A 21269-nucleotide genomic window follows, 5' to 3' on the forward strand; every position below is an offset into this window, starting at 1 on the left:
CATCGTGACAAATGATTCAAAGCGGTTTTGCCAGGATTATATTTTCAATCGCTGACTCAATCTCTTTGTCAGAAGCGTCATAACTTCCTTTTGACTTTGGCTTGTCATGAGTGGAAGTTTGATTCACTTCTTCTTTAGCATGTCCTTTTTCAGCAAAATTCATGCTAGGCATTTTAAATGCCCCCATATTCATGTATTTTCCGAATTTCCACATTTCAACAACAGGGCAGAAACGAACAATTCCTTCTGCAACTTTCATTGCACCAATCCATAGAAAAATGTTAGACCAAGTGCACCACGGCTTGCGTACAAGTTTAGTTGCACTACATCCGAAGAGGACAAGCCCAAGTGTAATTCGAATTAGAGCGTTTATTGTCCCGATATTTTGCTTCATTAGAAAAACACTCCTTTTTATGAAAGTTGAAATAGATAATACTATTTCTTTTATTAGTATCCCGTTTGATTTTTGGGATATGTAATCCAACATTTGACGTGGAAAAAGATGTTGGAATGTGCGTGTGTGTAAGTAACTTTTTTTGTTATAATGAAAGAATGCATAAAAGGAACTTCAAAATTAAATCCTCTAGTTTAAAAAATATGGAAGAGGTAATTCCAAACTTAATTCTCCGTTTTAAACAAATATTTAAGATGAAGTTAAAACAATAATGATGAAAATAAACTGTTATTTTGAACAGAAATATATATAACTAGAGAAAAGGAAGGGTGTTTTCATGTACGATATTTCCGGATGGAAACATGTATTTAAGCTTGATCCAAATAAGGAGTTAAGCGATGAACATTTAGAAATGATTTGTGAGTCTGGAACTGATGCGGTTATTGTAGGCGGAAGTGATGGAGTTACAATTGATAACGTATTACACATGCTAGTTAGCATTCGTAGATATGCAGTTCCTTGTGTATTAGAGGTTTCTGATGTAGAAGCAATTACACCAGGATTTGATTTTTATTACATCCCAAGTGTTTTAAATAGCCGAAAAGTAGAATGGGTAACAGGTGTTCATCATGAGGCATTGAAAGAATTTGGGGATATTATGGACTGGGACGAAATTTTTATGGAAGGGTATTGTGTTTTAAATCCAGAAGCGAAAGTAGCCCAGCTTACAGAAGCGAAATGTGATTTAACAGAAGATGACGTTATTGCATATGCTCGTTTAGCAGACAAGTTATTACATTTACCGATATTTTATTTAGAATATAGCGGTACGTATGGAGATGTTGAACTTGTTAAAAATGTAAAAGCAGAATTGAAACAAGCTAAGTTATACTATGGCGGTGGTATTTCTAATGCAGAACAGGCGAAAGAAATGGCACAATATGCTGATACAGTAGTTGTTGGAAATATTATTTATGATGATATAAAATCGGCGTTAAAAACAGTTAAAGCAGTAAAAGGAGAGTAGGTGCAGGCGTATATGAGTATGACAGATAGATTATTAAACGGTTTAAATCCACAGCAACAAAAAGCAGTCCAAACAACGAATGGACCACTTCTATTAATGGCAGGTGCAGGTAGTGGTAAGACACGTGTGTTAACACATCGTATTGCGTATTTACTTGGTGAAAAAGGTGTAGCACCATGGAATGTACTGGCTATTACCTTCACAAATAAAGCAGCTCGTGAAATGCGTGAGCGTATTGATACACTTGTGGGACCAGAAGCAGAAGATATTTGGATTTCGACGTTCCACTCTATGTGTGTACGTATTTTACGACGGGATATCGATCGTATTGGTATTAATCGTAACTTTACAATCTTAGATTCAGGCGATCAGCTAACTGTAGTCAAAAAAATTATGAAAGAGCGCAATATTGATCCGAAGAAATTTGAGCCGCGCTCTATTTTAGCGGGTATTAGTAATGCGAAAAATGAACTGTTATCTGCGGATAAATATGCAAAAAAAATTACAATGGCTGATCCATATGAAAAATTAACGAGCGATGTATACACAGAGTATCAAAAACGTCTTTTGAAAAATAATTCATTAGACTTTGATGATTTAATTATGACCACGATTCAGTTATTTGAACGTGTTCCAGAAGTATTAGAGTTTTATCAGCGTAAGTTCCAATATATTCACGTTGATGAGTATCAAGATACGAACAAAGCGCAATATCTTCTTGTTAAACATTTGGCAGCGCGTTTTAAAAATCTTTGCGTTGTAGGTGACTCTGACCAGTCTATTTATCGCTGGCGTGGTGCAGATATTTCTAACATTTTGTCGTTCGAAAAAGACTATGAGAATGCACAAGTAATTTTGTTAGAACAAAACTATCGTTCGTCACAAAATATTTTAAATGCAGCGAATGCTGTTATTGAAAAAAATACGAATCGTAAGCCGAAGAAATTATGGACAGACAATCAAGTTGGAAGTAAAATCTCGTATTATCGTGCTGCAACTGAAAAGGACGAAGCGTATTTTGTTGCGAAAAAAATTCGTGACGATATTCAAATGGGGAAACGAAAATATACTGATTTTGCAGTGTTATATCGTACGAATGCTCAGTCTCGTATGGTCGAGGAGATTTTCCTTAAATCTAACATTCCGTACAAAATTGTCGGAGGTACGAAGTTCTACGATCGTAAAGAGATTAAAGATATTTTGGCGTACTTACGTTTAATCGGTAATCCAGATGATGAAATTAGTTTTGCACGTATTATTAACATGCCAAAGCGTGGTATTGGTGCGACTTCTATCGATAAAATTATTAATTACGGTGTGCAAAACGGAATTTCATTAACTGCTGTATTTGATGAAATTGAGCATGTTGGAGTAAGTGCAAAAATTACAAAGGCAGTAAAAGAATTTGCGAATTTATTAAATAACTGGGTAAATATGCAAGAGTATTTATCTGTTACAGAATTAGTAGAAGAAGTTATTGAAAAAACAGGCTATCGCGATATGTTGAAAAATGAACGTTCTTTAGAAGCGGAAGGTCGTTTAGAAAACTTAGACGAGTTCTTATCTGTTACGCAAACATTTGAATCTCAAAGCGAAGATAAGAGCCTTGTTGCATTCTTAACAGATTTAGCACTTGTTGCTGATATTGATCGTGTAGATGAAGACCCAACTGCTGGTGAAGAAGTTATTTTAATGACGATGCACTCAGCGAAAGGATTAGAGTTCCCGGTTGTGTTTATTGTTGGCTTAGAGGAAGGGATATTCCCTCATACTCGTTCTCTTATGGAAGAGGATGAAATGCAAGAAGAACGTCGTCTTGCTTATGTAGGTATTACCCGTGCAGAAGAAGAGCTATATTTATCTAACGCGCAAATGCGTACTTTATTTGGTAGAACAAGTATGAACGCTGCGTCTCGATTCATTACAGAAATCCCGACAGAACTAGTGGAATCATTAAATGAAACAGCGCCAAAGCGTGAAACATCGTTTGGTGCAAAAGGCAGAACGGCAAGTAGCGGCAAAACGACAATCACAACGACAACACGCTCTCGTTCAGCTTTCGCGCGCCCTGCAGCTAAGACGACAGGCGGCGAACAAATTGGCTGGGCAGTAGGAGATAAAGCTTCCCACCAAAAATGGGGAGTCGGTACAGTTGTAAGTGTAAAAGGTGAAGGTGATGCAAAAGAATTAGATATTGCATTCCCAAGCCCAATTGGTGTTAAACGTTTGTTAGCAAAATTTGCACCTGTGACGAAACAATAGAAAGGAATGAGGATATGTCAAAAGAGATAGCAAAAAAACGTATAGAAGAACTGCGTGATTTATTAAATACATTTAACTATCAATATCACGTATTAGACAATCCTTCTGTTTCTGATGCGGAATATGACCGTAATATGCAGGAGCTTATAAAATTAGAAGCAGAGAACCCAGAGTTTATGAGTGAAGATTCTCCCTCCGTTCGCGTTGGGGGGACTGTTCTTGATATATTTGAAAAAGTAACACATAAGTCACCAATGTTAAGTTTAGGAAATGCATTTAACGAAGGAGATTTACGTGATTTCGACAGAAGAGTACGTCAAGGAATTGATAGTGCGAATGTAAGATATATATGTGAATTAAAAATTGACGGGCTTGCCGTTTCGCTTCATTATGAAAAAGGACGCTTCATTCAAGGGGCGACACGTGGTGATGGTGTAACGGGTGAAGATATTACTCAAAATTTAAAAACGATTAAAGCTATCCCACTTCGTTTAAATGAAGAAGTAACGTTAGAAGCACGAGGCGAAGCTTATATGCCGAAGCGTTCATTCGTTAAACTAAATGAAGAAAAAGAGCAAAATGGAGAAGATGTATTTGCGAATCCGCGTAATGCAGCAGCAGGTTCAATACGTCAACTTGATCCGAAAATTGCAGCGAAGCGTAACTTATCTATGTTTGTGTATGGTCTTGCGAATGTAGAAGAAAAAACAATTCCATCACATAGTGAATCGCTTGATTTCTTAGGTGAACTTGGATTTAAGACAAATCCAAATCGCCGTACATGTGAAACAATTGAAGAAGTTATAGCTTATGTAGAAGAATGGCAAGAAAAACGTCCGCATCTTGATTATGAGATTGATGGAATCGTTATAAAAGTAGATGATGTTGCCCTTCAAGAAAGTCTAGGAACTACAGCGAAGAGTCCAAGATGGGCGATTGCTTATAAATTCCCGGCTGAAGAAGTTGTAACGAGATTAACAGGCATTGAATTAAGTGTTGGCCGAACAGGAGTTGTAACACCGACTGCAGAACTAGAGCCAGTGAGAGTTGCTGGTACGATTGTTCGTCGTGCTTCTTTACATAACGAGGATTTAATTCGTGAAAAAGACATTCGAATTGGTGACTACGTTGTTGTGAAGAAGGCTGGAGATATTATTCCTGAAGTTGTGAACGTTATTTTTGATAAGCGTACTGGTGAGGAAGAAGAATACCGCATGCCAACTCATTGTCCAGCATGTGAGAGTGAACTTGTTCGTTTAGAAGAAGAAGTAGCACTTCGTTGTATAAATCCAACTTGTCCTGCTCAAATTCGAGAAGGGTTAATCCATTTCGTTTCAAGAAATGCAATGAATATTGATGGACTTGGAGAACGTGTCATTACACAACTCTTTGATGCTGATTACATTCGTACATTTGCTGATTTATATGCATTGACGAAAGAGCAATTATTACAGTTAGAACGTTTTGGTGAAAAATCAGCAACAAATTTAATACAAGCAATTGAAAATTCTAAAGAAAACTCGTTAGAGCGATTATTATTTGGTCTTGGAATTCGCCACGTTGGAGCGAAAGCAGCACGTACATTTGCAGAGCACTTTGAAACGATGGATGAGCTTGTAAAAGCAACGGAAGAAGAACTAAAAGCAATTAATGAAATTGGCGAAAAAATGGCTCAATCTGTTGTGACATATTTTGATAATGAAGATGTATTAGAGTTATTACAGCAGTTTAAAGAGTATGGCGTGAATATGACATACAAAGGTATAAAAATTGCAGATTTACAAAATGTTGAATCTTACTTCGCAGGAAAAACGGTTGTTTTAACAGGTAAGCTAGAAGTTATGGGACGAAGTGAAGCGAAGAAGAAGATTGAGGCATTAGGTGGAAAAGTAACGGGAAGTGTTAGTAAGAGTACGGATTTAGTTGTTGCAGGTGAAGCGGCTGGTTCGAAATTAGCACAAGCGGAGAAACATAATGTTGAGGTTTGGAATGAAGAGAGGTTCTTACAAGAGCTAAATAAGTAAGAGGTGCAAACTTACCATGAAAAAAATAGCATTAGCGGTATTAAGCCTTGGCCTACTTGTAAGTGGGTGTAGTGCAGGTGCCGACAAAGATGAAAAAGTGGCTGAGAAATCGGGGAAAGCAAAAGAACAATCAGTTGTTCCAAAATACGCTATTTCGGATGAATATTATAAGACGACTATTCCATTTGATGGTGGAAATGCACGTGGTTTAGTGGTGCAAGGGTTAAATAGTCGTCTTGATATAGATGAATTTGAAACAGGGTTAATGCGAATTGCAAAAGAATCATTTAGTACGAAAGATAATTTTTTAAAAGGCGGAAAAGCTCTAGATACTCAAACTATACAGATGCTTGTTAAAAGAAAACGTACAGATGCTGAACAAAAGGAACTAGAGGACAAATTAAAAAAAGATGCAGTTAAATTTCCTAATATAGGATTAAACCCTGCATTAGGAACAGGATCCGAATCACTAGAAGTGAAAAATAAAAAAAATCCAATATATATTTCAAATATTTTAGAGCATGATTATTATGTGAAAAAAGGCGATAACGGCGAGGAACGCGTTGGTATGGTAGTTGGATTAGCAATGAATTCTGTTCAATATTTTAACGAAGAGCATGGTTATCCACGTGAAGCTGCAATCCCGGATGAAAAGATGTTAGCTGAAGGGAAAAAAATGGCGCAAGAAATTTTGAAAGTCATACATCAAAAAGAACCTGAAACCAAAAATATTCCAATAACATTTGCGATTTATCGCCAAGCTCCAAAGTCTTCGCTCGTGCCAGGTAACTTTGTTTCTTATGCAAATGCCGAAAAAGGTAGTGAAACGGTTGAAGATTGGAAACAAATTAATGAAAAATATTATTTGTTCCCATCAGAGCAAGCGAAAACAGATAATAAACGTGAAGACCTTGCAAGAGTATCCAACTTTAAGGCAAAACTAAGCGATTATTTCCAAGGCGACTATACAGCTGTTATTGGTACTGGTATGTATAGAGATGATGAATTAAGAGAAATGAAGCTTGATATTCCTGTCCAGTTTAATGGAAAAGCTGAAATAGTTGGTTTTACACAATATGTGGCAGGGCTTGTTATGGAATACTTCCCGAATTATATGAAAGTACAAGTAACGATTAAATCTGTAGAACGCCCAGAAGCTATTATTATACGTGAAGCAAAACAAGATGAACCACTTGTGAAGATTTTAGATTAAATATGAAGGCTGTTCCTCTATGGAACAGCTTTTTTTCTTATGTAATTTTGTTATAATTTAAAATGTTGTAAAAAATAGGGGTAAGGGGTAAAGCTCATGGAAGAATTAAGTTTTCAAGTCATTATTTTATTAATTGCATTCGGTTTTTTAGCAGCTTTTATTGATTCCGTTGTTGGAGGAGGAGGGTTAATTTCGCTTCCTGCGCTTATGTTTGTTGGCTTATCGCCAGCTTCGGCAATTGCAACGAATAAATTAGCGGCAACAATGGGGACGTTTACGAGTGCGATGTATTTTATTCGATCAGGAAAAGTTGATTTTAAAATTGTAGGAAAGTTAATCCCGTTAACTATTGTTGGAGCTGTTGCAGGTGCTTTAGTAGTAAAATTTATTCCACCGGATATTTTACGCCCATTAGTACTTGTAATGTTGGTATTTATTGCTATTTATATTATTGCAAAAAAGAATTGGGGAAGTGTGTCTACCTATAAGAAGATGACGCAAAGAAAAACATTAATATTTTTCTTTGCTATTTTAATGATAGGATTTTATGATGGATTTTTTGGACCAGGGACAGGGTCGTTTTTAATTTTTGCATTTTTATTAATTGGCTTGGATTTTATTCAAGCGGCAGCATCTGGAAAACTTTTGAACTTTGTTAGTAATATTGTATCTTTAATTACTTTTTTATTTTTAGATATAATTCATTTTGAATACGGTATTATCATGGGATTATCAATGATCTTAGGTGCTTATTTTGGATCGAAGTTTGCGGTTCAAAAAGGTGTTGGATATGTAAGGACTTTATTTTTATTAGTTACTATATTATTGATCGGGAAAAATGTTTTGGAATATACTCATATTTTGTAGATTCATACGCATGTATGAATCTCTTTTTTTTATTATATTTTAAAAATTTATTAATTTTTAAAATATAAGTCTAGGAATATTTGAATAAATCTAAATTATCGTGTAGAATAATGTTGTAAAATGTAAACGTTTTTCTAAGGGGAGGCTAAAAAAAATGGTAGTAGCATACAAACATGAGCCATTTACAGATTTTTCAGTGGAGGCTAACAAATTAGCGTTTGAAGAAGGTTTAAAGAAAGTAGAATCTTATCTTGGACAAGACTATCCATTAATTATTGGGGGAGAAAAAATCACTACAGAAGACAAAATTGTTTCTGTAAACCCTGCAAATAAAGAGGAACTTGTTGGTCGTGTTTCAAAAGCAAGCCGTGAGTTAGCTGAAAAAGCAATGCAAGTAGCGGATGAAACATTCCAAACTTGGAGAAAATCAAAGCCAGAAATGCGTGCAGACATTTTATTCCGTGCTGCAGCAATCGTTCGTCGCAGAAAACATGAATTCTCTGCTATTCTTGTAAAAGAAGCAGGTAAGCCATGGAATGAGGCAGATGCTGATACAGCAGAAGCAATCGACTTTATGGAATATTATGGTCGTCAAATGTTAAAATTAAAAGACGGTATTCCAGTAGAAAGCCGTCCAATTGAATATAATCGTTTCTCTTACATTCCATTAGGAGTAGGTGTTATCATTTCTCCTTGGAACTTCCCATTCGCAATTATGGCAGGTATGACAACAGCTGCTTTAGTTTCTGGTAACACAGTATTACTAAAACCAGCTAGTACAACTCCTGTAGTAGCAGCGAAATTTATGGAAGTATTAGAAGAAGCTGGCTTACCAGCTGGCGTAGTAAACTTCGTTCCAGGTAACGGTTCTGAAGTTGGTGACTACTTAGTAGATCATCCTCGTACACGTTTCGTAAGCTTCACGGGATCTCGTGATGTAGGTATCCGCATCTATGAGCGTGCAGCGAAAGTAAACCCAGGACAAATTTGGTTAAAACGCGTTATCGCTGAAATGGGCGGTAAAGATACAATCGTTGTTGATAAAGAAGCAGATCTTGAATTAGCAGCTAAGTCTATCGTTGCATCAGCATTCGGATTCTCAGGACAAAAATGTTCTGCATGTTCTCGTGCAGTAATCCATGAAGATGTATATGATCATGTATTAAATCGTGCTGTTGAATTAACAAAAGAATTAACAGTTGCTAACCCAGCAGTATTAGGTACAAACATGGGTCCTGTTAATGACCAAGCTGCATTCGATAAAGTAATGAGCTATGTTGCAATTGGTAAAGAAGAAGGTAGAATCTTAGCAGGTGGCGAAGGAGACGATTCTAAAGGCTGGTTCATCCAACCAACAATCGTTGCTGACGTTGCAGAAGATGCTCGCTTAATGAAAGAAGAAATCTTCGGACCAGTAGTAGCATTCTGTAAAGCGAAAGACTTCGATCATGCACTTGCAATTGCAAATAATACGGAATACGGTTTAACAGGTGCTGTTATTACTAACAACCGTGACCATATTGAAAAAGCACGCGAAGACTTCCACGTTGGTAACTTATACTTCAACCGTGGATGTACTGGTGCAATCGTAGGTTACCAACCATTCGGTGGCTTTAACATGTCTGGTACAGACTCTAAAGCTGGTGGACCTGATTACTTAGCACTTCACATGCAAGCAAAAACTACTTCTGAAACTTTATAAGAAATAGTAGAGGAGCTCTTCACAGAATGTGAAGAGCTCCTTTTAAAATTGAAATCCTATATATTACCATCGTTCGAAGGGAATGAGCTAAAACCTATTAATAGCGGGATAAACATGTGAACAGAAATAAAATGATGAGAAAAGTTGACTTATTAGTCATATTTTTTAGTATTCATTTTGAGAATTTCCTGTATAATACAATTTGAAAGAAAATCTATGGTTCGACAAGGAACACTCCTTTCGGTTTTGCTCACTGAAAGGAGTGTTTTTTTATGTAGCTAAAAATTCTTGCGTGCTTATTACATTTGCATATACGCCATTTAAACTAGCTAAAATTGTATTGTGAATGTAAACAGCTGGTATAGTAGCGTTCTTAAAAGACAGGTCTTTTGTAGCACAAGCATCATGTATAACGGTACATTGAAATCCAAAATCGAATGCAGCCCTTACTGTAGCATCGATACACATATGAGTCATCATCCCACATACAACGACATGTTCAATATTTAAACGTTTTAATTGCTCTAGAAGATTAGTTTCTCGGAAGCTATTTGGATAATGTTTGACTATAACTGTTTCTTCTCTAAGTGGACGGACGCTTTCGTGAATATGTACACCTTCTGTATTAGGTAGGAAAAAAGTAGCGTCATCTTTTATAGCTACGTGTTGGATATGAAAAATAGGTTCGCTGTTTGTTCTAAAGTGTTGTAATAACTGATTAGCATATTCGCTTGCTTCTACTGGATTACGCAATTCCATCTTTCCATTTGGAAAATAATCGTTTTGAATATCGATGAGTAAAAGAGCTGTTTTCATATATTTATCTTCCTCCGAGTTTCATATTCAAATAAATTTATTCAATTCGTAGAGAAGATTCTCCTGTTTAAAAATATGAGGAAGAAGAATTTTAAATAACCTTGAAAGTTACTATTTTCTCATGAATTTTCATCTGAAAATTTTAATAAAGGGATAATTAATATTTTTCTAAAAAATGTATTGACTCTTATTATTCTGAGTTCTATAATGAGAATTAATTAAACGACAATTAAATCGATACATTCTTATCCAGAGAGGTGGAGGGACTGGCCCTACGATACCTCAGCAACGGGTTTTTTTAATACCGTGCTAACTCCAGCAAGCCATATAAAGGCTTGGAAGATGAGAAGATGTGAACGAGTACATATAAGTGCTCTCCTTCTTATCTTTATGGTTGATAAGAAGGAGAGCACTTTTTATTTTACCTCGAAAGCTCTACTTCAAGTTTTTACAGCATATAGGAGGGGAAAAAATGATTTCTTTTAACAATGTAAGTAAAGTGTATGAATCAGCTGGGCAATCTGTTCATGCGGTGGAGGATGTAACATTATCAGTTGAGAAAGGCGAAATTTTTGGCATTATTGGTTTTAGTGGCGCTGGAAAGAGTACGTTATTACGCTTAGTAAATATGTTAGAGAGACCGACGGCAGGAACGATTTCAATAGATGATAAAGATATTACATCATTATCGACGAAAGAATTACGTAAACTGAGACAAAGAATTGGAATGATTTTCCAAAATTTTAATTTATTTAATTCAAGAACAGTATTTGGAAATATTGCTTATCCATTAAAGTTAGCGAAAGTACCAAAGAATGAGATAAAAGAAAGAGTAAATGAACTGCTGAAGTTTGTAGGGTTAGAAGATAAAGCAAACTATTACCCAGAGCAGCTATCAGGTGGACAAAAGCAGCGTGTGGGCATTGCTAGAGCACTTGCGACATCGCCAGATATTCTTATATGTGATGAGGCAACATCAGCCTTAGATCCAGAAACAACGACAGAAATTCTAAACTTATTAAAGAAAGTAAATAGAGAATACAATTTAACAATTCTTCTTATTACACATGAAATGCATGTTGTGAAAGAAATTTGTCACCGTGTAGCTGTAATGGAGAAGGGAAAAGTTATTGAAGAAGGAAAACTGTTTGATGTTTTCACGCAACCAAAAACAAAGACGACTCAAAACTTTGTACGTTCTGTCATTAATGATCATTTACCGGAAAGTGTTCTAGCGAAAATTCAAAATGGTGGTCAAATTTATCGTCTAACATTTACTGGTGAGGAGACAGGACAGCCGGTACTATCATATATCGCAAAAAACTATAACGTCGATGTAAATGTACTGTACGGAAATATTATTGAACTTCAAAATGTGCTATTTGGAAATCTTCTTGTAGAGTTGCAAGGTGAGCAGAGGGAAATTCAAAAAGCATTACAACATCTAAGACTGCAAGTGCAGCTGAAGGAGGTAGAAGCTCATGCGAGTTGATTGGAGTATATTTTGGCCGCGCATACTAGATGCGACGGGGGATACCCTCTTAATGGTAATTGTAACCCTTATATTTGCTACAATTCTTGGTATACCGCTAGGTTTACTTTTATATGTAACGAGAAAAGGAAACTTTTTAGAAAATAAATGGGTCTTTTCTATTCTTAACATCATAATTAATACAATTCGTCCGGTACCATTCATTATCTTTTTAGTAGCGTTAAGTCCACTAACGAGAAGTGTTATCGGAACGACGATTGGAACAGCAGCAGCAATTTTCCCGATGACGTTAGTCGCATCAATTGGTATTGCTAGAATGGTTGAAACAAACCTTGTTTCCGTTCCGAAAGGAGTAATTGAAGCAGCGCAAGCAATGGGCGCCTCGCCAATTAGAATTGTTTTTGAAATCCTTGTACCAGAAGCGTTAGTACCATTAATCTTAGGTGTCACATTTATGACAGTTGGTTTAATTGAATTTTCTGCAGTTGCTGGGCTTGTCGGTGGTGGCGGTCTTGGTGATTTAGCAATGACATATGGTTATCAACGTTTTGATACATCAGTTATGTTCGTAACGGTCGTGTTACTTATTATTCTCGTACAGATAGCTCAAAATTTAGGGAATTACTTTGCGAAAGTCTTGTTACGCAGATCATAAAAAGGAAGAGAGGAAAAGAGAATGAAGAAAATTTTAGCATTTGCATTATCAGCGATTGTAGGAGTCTCAGCATTAAGCGGCTGCTCAAGTGGAGACACGGGTGCAGGAGCGAAAGAAAAAGTAGTTCGCGTCGGTGTAACTGGAACGGATGGAGACGCTTGGGAAATTTTGAAGAAAAAAGCTGAAAAAGAAGGGATTAAGATTAAACTGGTGGAGTTCTCTGATTATACAACTCCAAATAAAGCTTTAGCTGATGGAGATATTGAATTAAACTCATTTCAGCATATTGCTTTCTTAGAGCAATTTAAATAGGAACATAAGTTAGATATTACAGCTGTTGGTACAACACAAATTGCACCAATGGGTTTATACTCTGAAAAATATAAGAAATCAAATGAAATCCCAGATGGTTCAGAAATTGCAATTCCAAACGATCCAACGAACCAAGCACGTGCATTAAAACTTCTTGATGCAGCTGGATTATTAAAGCTGAAAAAGGATTTTGGTCTATTTGGAGATCCAAGTGGTATTGCTGAAAATCCGAAGAAATTAAAAATTACACCGGTTATCGCACAGCAACCACCTCGTGTGTTAAAAGATGTAGCGGCATCAGTTATTAATAACGGTGTTGCTGGTCAAGCTGGATTAGATCCAGCGAAGGATCCTATTTTCTTAGAAGATCCAAAGAATGAAAATGCGAAGCCTTATATTAATATTTTCGCAGCTCGTACGAAAGATAAAGATGATCCAACACTGAAAAAAGTAATTGAATTATACCATTCAAAAGAAGTAACAGATGCAATTAAGAAAGAAACAAATGATGGTTCAATTTCAGTAGATCTTTCACTTGAGGAGCTTGAAAAAATCGTAAAATAATGATTGGGTTTAATGGACTAACAGAAGGAACCCCTCCGCTGTTAGTTCGTTCAACATATAAACTTAACAAACAAACCCTAATTCTGTACCTTCCAATTTTGTATAACGTAGAATCCAATGTTTGTTAAGTAGAGTAATGGACCAGGAGTTTTCCTGGTCTTTTTTTATGAATGAAAATAGCTAGCGAACAGTAAGGTAATCCAAATTATAATGGGATAAGAAAATAAGCTGAAAAGGAGTGTAATTACGAATTGCTTTTGATGAATTAAGTGTTTTTTGGATAAAAAAAAGAAAATAGAAAAGAGAGTAATGAAAAATGCTGATATTACGCCGGGGTTATAGGAGCGATAAATGAAAAACAAAATAATATGTTGAACAGAGTTAAAGAAGATGGCCCCTTGTATAAAAATAATCCAGCATATAGAAGACAAGAAGTTAAGTTGATATAGAAAGACGATAAGTAATACAAAGATTGTTAATACGGAAATGGCAATGAAAAATTGTTGGCTAGTTATAAGACGGATTGAAAATTGATTAGCAAGATATTGTGGCATTTGGAAAGCTTCTTCAAGGTTATGAATGAAAAATAATAAGGGAATGATCCAGAGTATAGTAGTGGAATGCTTTTTCATCAACTTACATCACTCCAATAAAGTATAGAAAGCCTAAAAAAGGCCCTCTATACAGAGATAGTTATTCAATTATGATATTTTTTAAATTAACTTCATGATGATCTCGTTCTTTCGGATAAGCAGCTAGCTCCTCTTGCAAAATATTTAATATTTGCTTAGCTGATTGCTGGATTGGATTAGGTAGCTCTTCTAATATATGCATCCCGACTTTTACTTTTGTACGAATTACCCTTCGTAGTAGTTCCTCATGCATGCACTACACCTCCAAACCGAATGTTTAGTATATCTTCTTCAAATTTTGCCCCTTGAATAGAAAGGTGTGTTAACGTTTTTGGCAATGTAATATTTCGTTTCACAGAGCCAGCTCGAATAATTAGCTCATCACCTTTTTGATTTAATGAAAGTTCACTTTTGTTTGAGAAGGGAATAGAAAGAATGAAAATATAATCATCGCCATCTTTTCTTACATATTGTGTGCGGCCGTTAAATTTCACTTCAGTAGGACAATGATCAGTTTTAAATAAAGCATCTCCTACACGCTCTAACATAGGTAAACCAACAACTTCTTGTTCAAACATTGGAGCTTCGTAAATAGGAAGTGGATCAAAACTATTTTGAATTAATGTTTTATATTTCTTCTGTGTATCTTTCCATGCTTGAAAATAAGGATCGGTGACGGTGTTAGGGATGACGCGATTAATCATAATGGCATCTACGTTATAATCGTATAAATTTAAATAAGTAAAGCTACGCTGAGCTTCTTTAATGACCATTTTTTCAGGATTTACAACGATGCGGATACTTGTTACTTCTCGGTTTGATAAAATATCTCTCATTTCTCCAAGCTGTTCAAGTGTATTTGTTAATTCGTCCATAATATCATCGGTTGGAAGAGGGACACCAAGGAGTGGTTGAGCTACAGGACGAACGACTTTTAAAACTTTTCTTTTAATAGGAAACAATTTTTCCATCCACCAGCCGAGCATGTCTGGAAAGCTTAGCATTGCTAATGTTTCTCCTGTTGGAGCACAATCAATAATGATAACATCATATGTGTTTTGTTTATAATAATCGAGTACGCGAAGTAAGCTAATTAAATCTTCCATACCAGGAAACATCGTTAATTCTTCTGTTGTAATATCATCGGCTGCTTTGGAAGTGAAGAGTAGTGTAATATATTTCTGTAATTTTCCCCATCCTTTTTCCATCTCATAAATCGTATTAATTTCTTGTGCCCACAAATTTTTACGAATTTCTAATGGCTCAGAAGATAGCTTTATACCAAATGAATCTCCTAAACTATGAGCGGGATCTGTACTCATGACTAAAGTTTTTAATCCTTGTTTTGCGCTTTGAATTGCTGTTGCTGCTGAAATGCTAGTTTTTCCTACGCCGCCTTTACCTGTATACAAAATAATTCTCATCATTCATATCTCCTTTGTTTCGAATATCGAATATTACGAGTGTCGAAGTAAATGATTGAATAAAAACCCAGATAGGGTTTTATTCAATCGGAATGTTTTTCATTTTAGGTGTAGAAACTTTTTCTTCTGTTTTTTGCTGTGACGTAGCAATGTGATTCATAATCTTTTGGAAGATTTGTAGTAAGAATGCTTTTTCTTCTTCTGACAATGCTTCTGTCACTAAGCTAAAGTAGTGGGCTGCATTTTGTTTTACTTCTTGAACGAGCATTACGCCGTTTTCTGTTAACCGAATTAATACAATACGTCGGTCGTTTTCATCACGGTAGCGCTCAATATATCCCTTTTTTACAAGGCGATTTACAACGCCCGTCGTTGTACTCATCGGTATATCAAGAAGGTCAGCAATTTTCGTCATTGTAATATCTGTATTTCGTTCCATCCAAAGTAAACAAAATACTTCTGTTTTAGAAAGTGTTAAATCTAGGCTTACCCATTCTTCAGGATAGAAAAGTTTCTTGGCGTTATCTAGCAGTAAGTCTAAAAAATGTTCATATTGCAACAATTAATTCCACTCCCGTATATTTCGAGGTTCGTAATATTTATTTTTATTTTATGTAGAATAGAAAAAATTGTCAATGGTTTTAATTATTTTTTCAGATTAGACAGAAAACTTTCTTTAAAATAGTATTCTTTTATGATAGATTTATAAATATAAAACTAGAATTTACATAAAAATCCATCATGGTAAATATACTTATCTATAATGGGTATACAGCTAACGAGGGGGAGAACGATGAGAAGACGTAATACGCAAGCGTTCACATTTTTAGCATGGACTTCATTTGTTTGTGCGCTTTCAGGTATGCTAATTGGGATTTATACGTTAGATGAAACGCTTAGTGTAAAAGGATACTATTTAATTGGAACATTATTTTTAACGATGTCTTGTTTTGTATTACAAAAAACAATTCGTGATAATGAAGAAGATAACGAGAGATTTCCAAAAAATAAACCGTTAGATAAAGAGTAAATTGTAAAGAAAGGCATTTGCCTTTCTTTTTTTATGTAAAAATGGCGTAAGTACTCTGTGTTGACTTGCTTGAAGTACTGAAAATTTGGTATCATCAATAGTATTGTAGATTGAACGATATATTATGGAGGTGGCCTAGCCGTGTCAAGAATTTCCGTTGAGAATGTAAAGCACGTAGCACATTTAGCACGTCTTGCAATTACTGATCAAGAAGCAGAAAAATTTCAAAAACAACTAGATGCAATTGTTACATTTGCAGAACAGTTAAATGAATTAGATACAACAGATGTAAAACCAACAACTCATGTATTAACTATGAAAAATGTTATGCGTGAAGATGTACCAGAAAAAGGTTTACCAGTTGAAGAAGTATTAAAAAATGCACCGGATCACAAAGATAATCAAATCCGTGTTCCAGCAGTATTAGAATAGAGGAGGGGAATTTCGATGTCATTATTTGATCATTCAGTATCAGAGTTACATAAGAAGTTAAACAACAAAGAAATTTCCGTTACGGATTTAGTAGAAGAATCTTACAAACGTATTGCGGATGTTGAAGATAACGTAAAAGCCTTTCTTACATTAGATGAAGAAAATGCACGCGCAAAAGCGAAAGAATTAGATGCAAAAATCGGCGCTGAAGATAATGGTTTATTATTCGGTATGCCAATTGGTGTAAAAGATAACATTGTAACTAACGGTCTTCGTACAACTTGTGCAAGCAAAATATTAGCAAACTTCGATCCAATTTATGATGCGACAGTTGTGCAAAAGCTAAAAGCTGCTGACACAATTACAATCGGTAAATTAAACATGGACGAGTTCGCAATGGGTTCTTCAAATGAAAACTCAGGATTCTACGCTACGAAAAACCCATGGAACTTAGATTACGTTCCAGGCGGATCTAGTGGTGGTTCTGCAGCAGCTGTAGCAGCAGGAGAAGTACTATTCTCTCTAGGTTCTGATACGGGTGGTTCTATCCGTCAGCCAGCTGCATATTGCGGTGTTGTAGGTTTAAAACCAACTTACGGACGCGTATCTCGTTACGGATTAGTAGCATTCGCATCTTCACTTGACCAAATCGGACCGATTACACGTACAGTAGAAGACAATGCATACTTATTACAAGCTATTTCAGGTATTGACCGCATGGATGCAACTTCTGCAAACGTTGAAGTTGGAAACTATTTAGCTGGTTTAACAGGCGATGTTAAAGGTTTACGCATTGCTGTACCGAAAGAATACTTAGGCGAAGGTGTTGGCGAAGAAGCTCGTGAGTCAGTACTAGCTGCTTTAAAAGTATTAGAAGGTATGGGCGCAACTTGGGAGGAAGTATCTCTTCCACACTCTAAATACGCTCTAGCAACGTATTACTTACTATCTTCTTCTGAAGCATCTGCTAACCTTTCACGCTTTGATGGCGTGCGTTACGGTGTTCGTTCTGATAATGTAAATAACTTATTAGATCTTTACAAAAACACACGTAGTGAAGGTTTCGGTGATGAAGTTAAACGTCGTATTATGCTTGGTACATTTGCTCTTAGCTCTGGTTACTATGATGCATATTACAAAAAAGCACAACAAGTACGTACATTAATTAAGAACGACTTTGAAAATGTATTTGCTAACTATGATGTTATTATTGGACCAACAACACCAACTCCGGCATTTAAAGTGGGAGAAAAAGTTGACGATCCAATGACAATGTATGCAAATGACATTTTAACAATTCCAGTAAACTTAGCGGGTGTTCCAGCGATTTCAGTTCCATGTGGATTCGGTGCTAACAACATGCCACTTGGTCTACAAATCATTGGTAAACACTTCGATGAAGCGACAATTTACCGCGTTGCACATGCGTTTGAGCAAGCAACAGACTATCATACAAAAAAAGCAAGTCTGTAAGGAGGCGAGCATAGATGAATTTAGAAACAATTATTGGTTTAGAGGTTCACGTTGAGTTAAAAACAAATTCGAAAATTTTCTCTGCGAGTCCAACAGAATTCGGAGCGGAGCCAAATACACAAACAAGTGTAATTGACTTAGGATACCCAGGGGTACTTCCTACTTTAAATAAAGAAGCAGTTAACTTTGCGATGAAAGCTGCAATGGCATTAAACTGTGAAATCGCAACGGAAACGAAGTTTGACCGTAAAAACTATTTCTATCCAGATAACCCGAAAGCTTACCAAATCTCTCAATTTGATAAGCCAATTGGTGAAAATGGTTGGATTGAAATCGAAGTAGACGGTAAAAAGAAACGTATCGGTATTACACGTCTTCATTTAGAAGAAGATGCTGGTAAATCAACGCATACAGCTGATGGTTCATTAGTAGACTACAACCGTCAAGGTATGCCTTTAATCGAGATCGTATCTGAGCCAGATATGCGTACGCCAGAAGAAGCATATGCATACTTAGAGAAGTTAAAATCAATCATTCAATACACTGGTGTATCTGATTGTAAGATGGAAGAAGGTTCCTTACGTTGTGATGCGAACATTTCTCTTCGTCCAGTTGGACAAGAGAAGTTCGGTACAAAAGCGGAACTGAAAAACTTAAACTCATTCACTTACGTACAAAAAGGTCTTGAGCACGAGCAAGTGCGCCAAGAAAAAGAACTGTTATCTGGTGGTATCATCCAACAAGAAACACGTCGTTATGATGAAGCAACGAAGAAAACAATCTTAATGCGTGTGAAAGAAGGATCTGACGATTACCGTTACTTCCCGGAGCCAGACTTAGTTGAACTTTACATTGATGATGAGTGGAAAGAAGCAGTTCGAGCTTCTATTCCAGAACTTCCAGATGCACGTAAAGCTCGCTACGTTGCAGAACTAGGCTTACCAGCTTATGATGCACACGTGTTAACATTAACGAAAGAGATGTCTGATTTCTTTGAAGCAACTGTTGCAGACGGTGCTGATGCGAAATTAACATCGAACTGGTTAATGGGTGAAGTACTTGCATACTTAAACAAACAACAAAAAGAATTAAAAGACGTTGCATTAACGCCTGCTGGTTTATCTAAAATGGTTCAATTAATTGAAAAAGGTACAATTTCTTCTAAAATCGCGAAGAAAGTATTTAATGAATTAATTGAAAAAGGTGGAGACCCAGAAGAAATCGTTAAAGCGAAAGGTCTTGTTCAAATTTCTGACGAGGGTACACTTCGTAAAGTTGTAACAGAAATTCTTGATAATAATGAGCAATCTATCGAAGACTTTAAAAACGGTAAAGACCGTGCAATTGGCTTCTTAGTTGGTCAAATTATGAAAGCTACAAAAGGACAAGCAAATCCACCGCTTGTTAACAAAATCTTACTTGAAGAGATTAATAAGCGATAATAGTAGTAACTTTTAAAGATTAAGCAGAAAAACACCCGTACATGGGTGTTTTTCTAGGTTAATCAAACGTTTGTTTAAATGAGACAAAATCGTTTAAACAAACGTTTGATTAACTGTCAAAAGTGGAAAAATGTTTGTATAGCAACTATGGTATGATAGTTGCAAAAAGGTGGGAATAATGATAAATCTAAACATAGAGGTTTTTTTCATCTCATGAAATAATAGATAGTTATTATTCGTTATATGTAAATTTTTATGGAAGAATGGATAGAAATAAAGTGAAACTTTAATCAGTGGGAGGTTCATCCAACACTGATTATTAGCCCTCACCAATCGGGCATTTACTGCCCGCAAATAGCGGGATAAATTTTGGGGTCAAATAAAAAACCATTGAAATGAATATTTACTTTTGATGGACTACACGAATCGGGTTCTTACTGCCTGTTTGAGCGGGATAAAAGAAGGATAGCAAGATGAGAGGAGGTAGGCATGGGAATACTGAATAGAAGTTCAGTATGTTCTTTTTCGATACATAAAGAAATTTCCTGTGCTAATAAATGATGAAGCGAGCAAGAATTATTTATAATCCTACTTCTGGGCGTGAGCTATTTAAGAAGAGCTTACCAGAAGTATTACAAAAATTAGAACAAGCTGGCTATGAGACATCTTGTCATGCGACAACGGGTCCTGGAGACGCTACTGTGGCGGCGAGGCAAGCTGCGGATCGTAAGTTTGATGTTGTTATTGCGGCTGGTGGCGACGGTACGTTAAATGAAGTAGTAAACGGTTTAGTTGGGCATGAATTCCGTCCGAAATTTGGAATTATTCCAGTTGGAACGACAAATGACTTTGCACGTGCAATTGGTGTACCTCGTTCTATTGAAGAGGCAGCAGATATTATTTGCGAAGGAAAAACAGTGCCATTAGACCTTGGTAGAGCGAACGATACATATTTTATTAACATCGCTGGTGGCGGTCGTATTACAGAATTAACATACGAAGTACCGAGTAAGTTAAAGACAGTATTAGGGCAGCTTGCTTATTACCTAAAAGGTATCGAGATGTTACCATCATTGCATCCGACATATGTTGAAATTGAGTATGATGGAAAGTTACTACAAGAAGAAATTACGATGTTTTTAATTACGAATACTCGTTCAGTAGGTGGATTTGAAAAGGTAGCACCGTATGCATCTATTAACGATGGGTTATTTGACCTATTAGTACTGAAAAAAGGTTCTATCGCTGATTTAATTAAAGCAGCAACACAAGCACAACGTGGTGAACATATTAATAATCCAAAAGTGTTATATACACAAGCGAACCGCATTAAAGTACATTCACCAGATAAACTAATGATTAATTTAGATGGTGAGTATGGTGGAGATGCACCGATGGAATTCGAAAATATATATCATTGTTTAGAACTATTTGTTCCTGAACATCAAGAGGATGCCCTGTAAAGGCATCCTTTTTTACTTTGTTAAAATGAATTGTAAATTGGGAGT

At 36.0% G+C, this 21269-nt stretch carries 18 protein-coding genes, 2 pseudogenes and 1 riboswitch; of the genes and pseudogenes, 14 read left to right on the plus strand and 6 right to left on the minus strand.

What is annotated here, in order from left to right:
* Positions 1-16 precede the first annotated feature (16 nt).
* A complete protein-coding gene (locus BLT20_RS21485) occupies positions 17-394 on the minus strand; it encodes a YgaP family membrane protein (RefSeq protein ID WP_000812346.1) in 378 nt (125 codons plus the stop codon).
* A gap of 337 nt (positions 395-731) precedes the next feature.
* On the opposite strand from BLT20_RS21485, the gene BLT20_RS21495 reads away from it, so the two are divergent.
* The 6 genes from BLT20_RS21495 (at position 732) to pruA (ending at position 9489) form a co-directional block, all read left to right on the plus strand.
* Positions 732-1421: a heptaprenylglyceryl phosphate synthase gene (locus tag BLT20_RS21495; protein WP_000272099.1), complete on the plus strand. Its 690-nt coding sequence runs from the start codon at positions 732-734 to the stop codon at positions 1419-1421.
* Between the two features lie 12 nt (positions 1422-1433).
* On the plus strand, positions 1434-3683 hold the full coding sequence (gene pcrA / locus BLT20_RS21500) for a DNA helicase PcrA (protein WP_002164784.1): 2250 nt from the start codon (positions 1434-1436) through the stop codon (positions 3681-3683).
* Between the two features lie 14 nt (positions 3684-3697).
* Positions 3698-5707: an NAD-dependent DNA ligase LigA gene (gene ligA, locus BLT20_RS21505; RefSeq protein ID WP_000031455.1), complete on the plus strand. Its 2010-nt coding sequence runs from the start codon at positions 3698-3700 to the stop codon at positions 5705-5707.
* A gap of 16 nt (positions 5708-5723) precedes the next feature.
* Positions 5724-6920, plus strand: a complete 1197-nt coding sequence (locus BLT20_RS21510; RefSeq protein ID WP_000717029.1) for a CamS family sex pheromone protein — start codon at positions 5724-5726, stop codon at positions 6918-6920.
* 96 nt (positions 6921-7016) lie between these two features.
* Positions 7017-7787 carry a TSUP family transporter gene (locus BLT20_RS21515; protein WP_000391974.1) on the plus strand — a complete coding sequence of 257 codons (771 nt, stop codon included), beginning with the start codon at positions 7017-7019 and terminating at the stop codon, positions 7785-7787.
* Between the two features lie 154 nt (positions 7788-7941).
* Positions 7942-9489, plus strand: a complete 1548-nt coding sequence (gene pruA / locus BLT20_RS21520) for an L-glutamate gamma-semialdehyde dehydrogenase (RefSeq protein WP_000259555.1) — start codon at positions 7942-7944, stop codon at positions 9487-9489.
* Between the two features lie 250 nt (positions 9490-9739).
* Here pruA and BLT20_RS21525 read toward each other — a convergent pair.
* Positions 9740-10305: pseudogene (locus BLT20_RS21525) on the minus strand (cysteine hydrolase family protein).
* Positions 10306-10547: 242 nt separating this feature from the next.
* A riboswitch (SAM riboswitch) is annotated at positions 10548-10654 on the plus strand.
* A gap of 123 nt (positions 10655-10777) precedes the next feature.
* Here BLT20_RS21525 and BLT20_RS21530 point away from each other — a divergent pair.
* The 3 genes and pseudogenes from BLT20_RS21530 (at position 10778) to BLT20_RS21540 (ending at position 13328) form a co-directional block, all read left to right on the plus strand.
* Positions 10778-11797: a methionine ABC transporter ATP-binding protein gene (locus BLT20_RS21530; RefSeq protein WP_000622965.1), complete on the plus strand. Its 1020-nt coding sequence runs from the start codon at positions 10778-10780 to the stop codon at positions 11795-11797.
* Positions 11787-12452 carry a methionine ABC transporter permease gene (locus BLT20_RS21535; protein WP_001261870.1) on the plus strand — a complete coding sequence of 222 codons (666 nt, stop codon included), beginning with the start codon at positions 11787-11789 and terminating at the stop codon, positions 12450-12452. The genes BLT20_RS21530 and BLT20_RS21535 overlap by 11 nt, the downstream gene beginning before the upstream one ends.
* 21 nt (positions 12453-12473) lie before the next feature.
* Positions 12474-13328 (plus strand): annotated as a pseudogene (locus BLT20_RS21540) (MetQ/NlpA family ABC transporter substrate-binding protein).
* Between the two features lie 164 nt (positions 13329-13492).
* On the opposite strand, the gene BLT20_RS21545 reads toward BLT20_RS21540, so the two are convergent.
* The 4 genes from BLT20_RS21545 to BLT20_RS21560 all read right to left on the minus strand — a co-directional run bounded on the left by BLT20_RS21545 (position 13493) and on the right by BLT20_RS21560 (position 15946).
* Positions 13493-13960, minus strand: coding sequence for an HXXEE domain-containing protein (locus BLT20_RS21545; protein WP_002182395.1), 468 nt, complete (start codon positions 13958-13960; stop codon positions 13493-13495).
* 61 nt (positions 13961-14021) lie between these two features.
* The gene (locus BLT20_RS21550; protein ID WP_000544106.1) at positions 14022-14213 is read right to left on the minus strand and encodes a DUF3926 domain-containing protein; all 192 of its coding nucleotides are present in this window, start codon (positions 14211-14213) and stop codon (positions 14022-14024) included.
* Positions 14206-15387: an ArsA family ATPase gene (locus tag BLT20_RS21555; RefSeq protein WP_002025228.1), complete on the minus strand. Its 1182-nt coding sequence runs from the start codon at positions 15385-15387 to the stop codon at positions 14206-14208. The genes BLT20_RS21550 and BLT20_RS21555 overlap by 8 nt, the downstream gene beginning before the upstream one ends.
* 76 nt (positions 15388-15463) lie before the next feature.
* Positions 15464-15946, minus strand: a complete 483-nt coding sequence (locus BLT20_RS21560; protein WP_000942482.1) for a MarR family winged helix-turn-helix transcriptional regulator — start codon at positions 15944-15946, stop codon at positions 15464-15466.
* 231 nt (positions 15947-16177) lie between these two features.
* On the opposite strand from BLT20_RS21560, the gene BLT20_RS21565 reads away from it, so the two are divergent.
* From BLT20_RS21565 to BLT20_RS21585, 5 genes are all read left to right on the plus strand, one after another.
* On the plus strand, positions 16178-16414 hold the full coding sequence (locus BLT20_RS21565) for a YiaA/YiaB family inner membrane protein (protein ID WP_001254393.1): 237 nt from the start codon (positions 16178-16180) through the stop codon (positions 16412-16414).
* 141 nt (positions 16415-16555) lie between these two features.
* Positions 16556-16846: an Asp-tRNA(Asn)/Glu-tRNA(Gln) amidotransferase subunit GatC gene (gene gatC, locus BLT20_RS21570; RefSeq protein ID WP_000086999.1), complete on the plus strand. Its 291-nt coding sequence runs from the start codon at positions 16556-16558 to the stop codon at positions 16844-16846.
* Positions 16847-16861: 15 nt separating this feature from the next.
* Entirely contained in the window at positions 16862-18319 is a 1458-nt protein-coding gene (gatA, locus tag BLT20_RS21575) for an Asp-tRNA(Asn)/Glu-tRNA(Gln) amidotransferase subunit GatA (protein ID WP_000051433.1), read from the plus strand.
* A gap of 14 nt (positions 18320-18333) precedes the next feature.
* A complete protein-coding gene (gatB, locus tag BLT20_RS21580) occupies positions 18334-19761 on the plus strand; it encodes an Asp-tRNA(Asn)/Glu-tRNA(Gln) amidotransferase subunit GatB (RefSeq protein ID WP_001047685.1) in 1428 nt (475 codons plus the stop codon).
* Positions 19762-20318: 557 nt separating this feature from the next.
* Entirely contained in the window at positions 20319-21224 is a 906-nt protein-coding gene (locus BLT20_RS21585) for a diacylglycerol kinase (RefSeq protein WP_000977679.1), read from the plus strand.
* Positions 21225-21269 lie beyond the last annotated feature (45 nt).

Origin of the sequence: Bacillus sp. cl96 (assembly GCF_900100505.1) — a bacterium.
GTDB classification, from domain to species: Bacteria; Bacillota; Bacilli; order Bacillales; family Bacillaceae_G; genus Bacillus_A; species Bacillus_A cereus.

Excerpts from the sequence above, each read along its gene's own strand:
- BLT20_RS21510 (WP_000717029.1), top strand. The coding sequence starts at position 5,724 with ATGAAAAAAATAGCATTAGCGGTATTAAGCCTTGGCCTACTTGTAAGT.
- BLT20_RS21535 (WP_001261870.1), top strand. The coding sequence starts at position 11,787 with ATGCGAGTTGATTGGAGTATATTTTGGCCGCGCATACTAGATGCGACG.
- BLT20_RS21530 (WP_000622965.1), top strand. The coding sequence starts at position 10,778 with ATGATTTCTTTTAACAATGTAAGTAAAGTGTATGAATCAGCTGGGCAA.
- gatA (WP_000051433.1), top strand. The coding sequence starts at position 16,862 with ATGTCATTATTTGATCATTCAGTATCAGAGTTACATAAGAAGTTAAAC.
- BLT20_RS21555 (WP_002025228.1), bottom strand. The coding sequence starts at position 15,387 with ATGATGAGAATTATTTTGTATACAGGTAAAGGCGGCGTAGGAAAAACT.
- BLT20_RS21485 (WP_000812346.1), bottom strand. The coding sequence starts at position 394 with ATGAAGCAAAATATCGGGACAATAAACGCTCTAATTCGAATTACACTT.
- BLT20_RS21550 (WP_000544106.1), bottom strand. The coding sequence starts at position 14,213 with ATGCATGAGGAACTACTACGAAGGGTAATTCGTACAAAAGTAAAAGTC.
- pruA (WP_000259555.1), top strand. The coding sequence starts at position 7,942 with ATGGTAGTAGCATACAAACATGAGCCATTTACAGATTTTTCAGTGGAG.
- BLT20_RS21515 (WP_000391974.1), top strand. The coding sequence starts at position 7,017 with ATGGAAGAATTAAGTTTTCAAGTCATTATTTTATTAATTGCATTCGGT.
- BLT20_RS21495 (WP_000272099.1), top strand. The coding sequence starts at position 732 with ATGTACGATATTTCCGGATGGAAACATGTATTTAAGCTTGATCCAAAT.
- BLT20_RS21565 (WP_001254393.1), top strand. The coding sequence starts at position 16,178 with ATGAGAAGACGTAATACGCAAGCGTTCACATTTTTAGCATGGACTTCA.
- gatB (WP_001047685.1), top strand. The coding sequence starts at position 18,334 with ATGAATTTAGAAACAATTATTGGTTTAGAGGTTCACGTTGAGTTAAAA.
- BLT20_RS21545 (WP_002182395.1), bottom strand. The coding sequence starts at position 13,960 with ATGAAAAAGCATTCCACTACTATACTCTGGATCATTCCCTTATTATTT.
- pcrA (WP_002164784.1), top strand. The coding sequence starts at position 1,434 with ATGAGTATGACAGATAGATTATTAAACGGTTTAAATCCACAGCAACAA.
- BLT20_RS21585 (WP_000977679.1), top strand. The coding sequence starts at position 20,319 with ATGATGAAGCGAGCAAGAATTATTTATAATCCTACTTCTGGGCGTGAG.
- ligA (WP_000031455.1), top strand. The coding sequence starts at position 3,698 with ATGTCAAAAGAGATAGCAAAAAAACGTATAGAAGAACTGCGTGATTTA.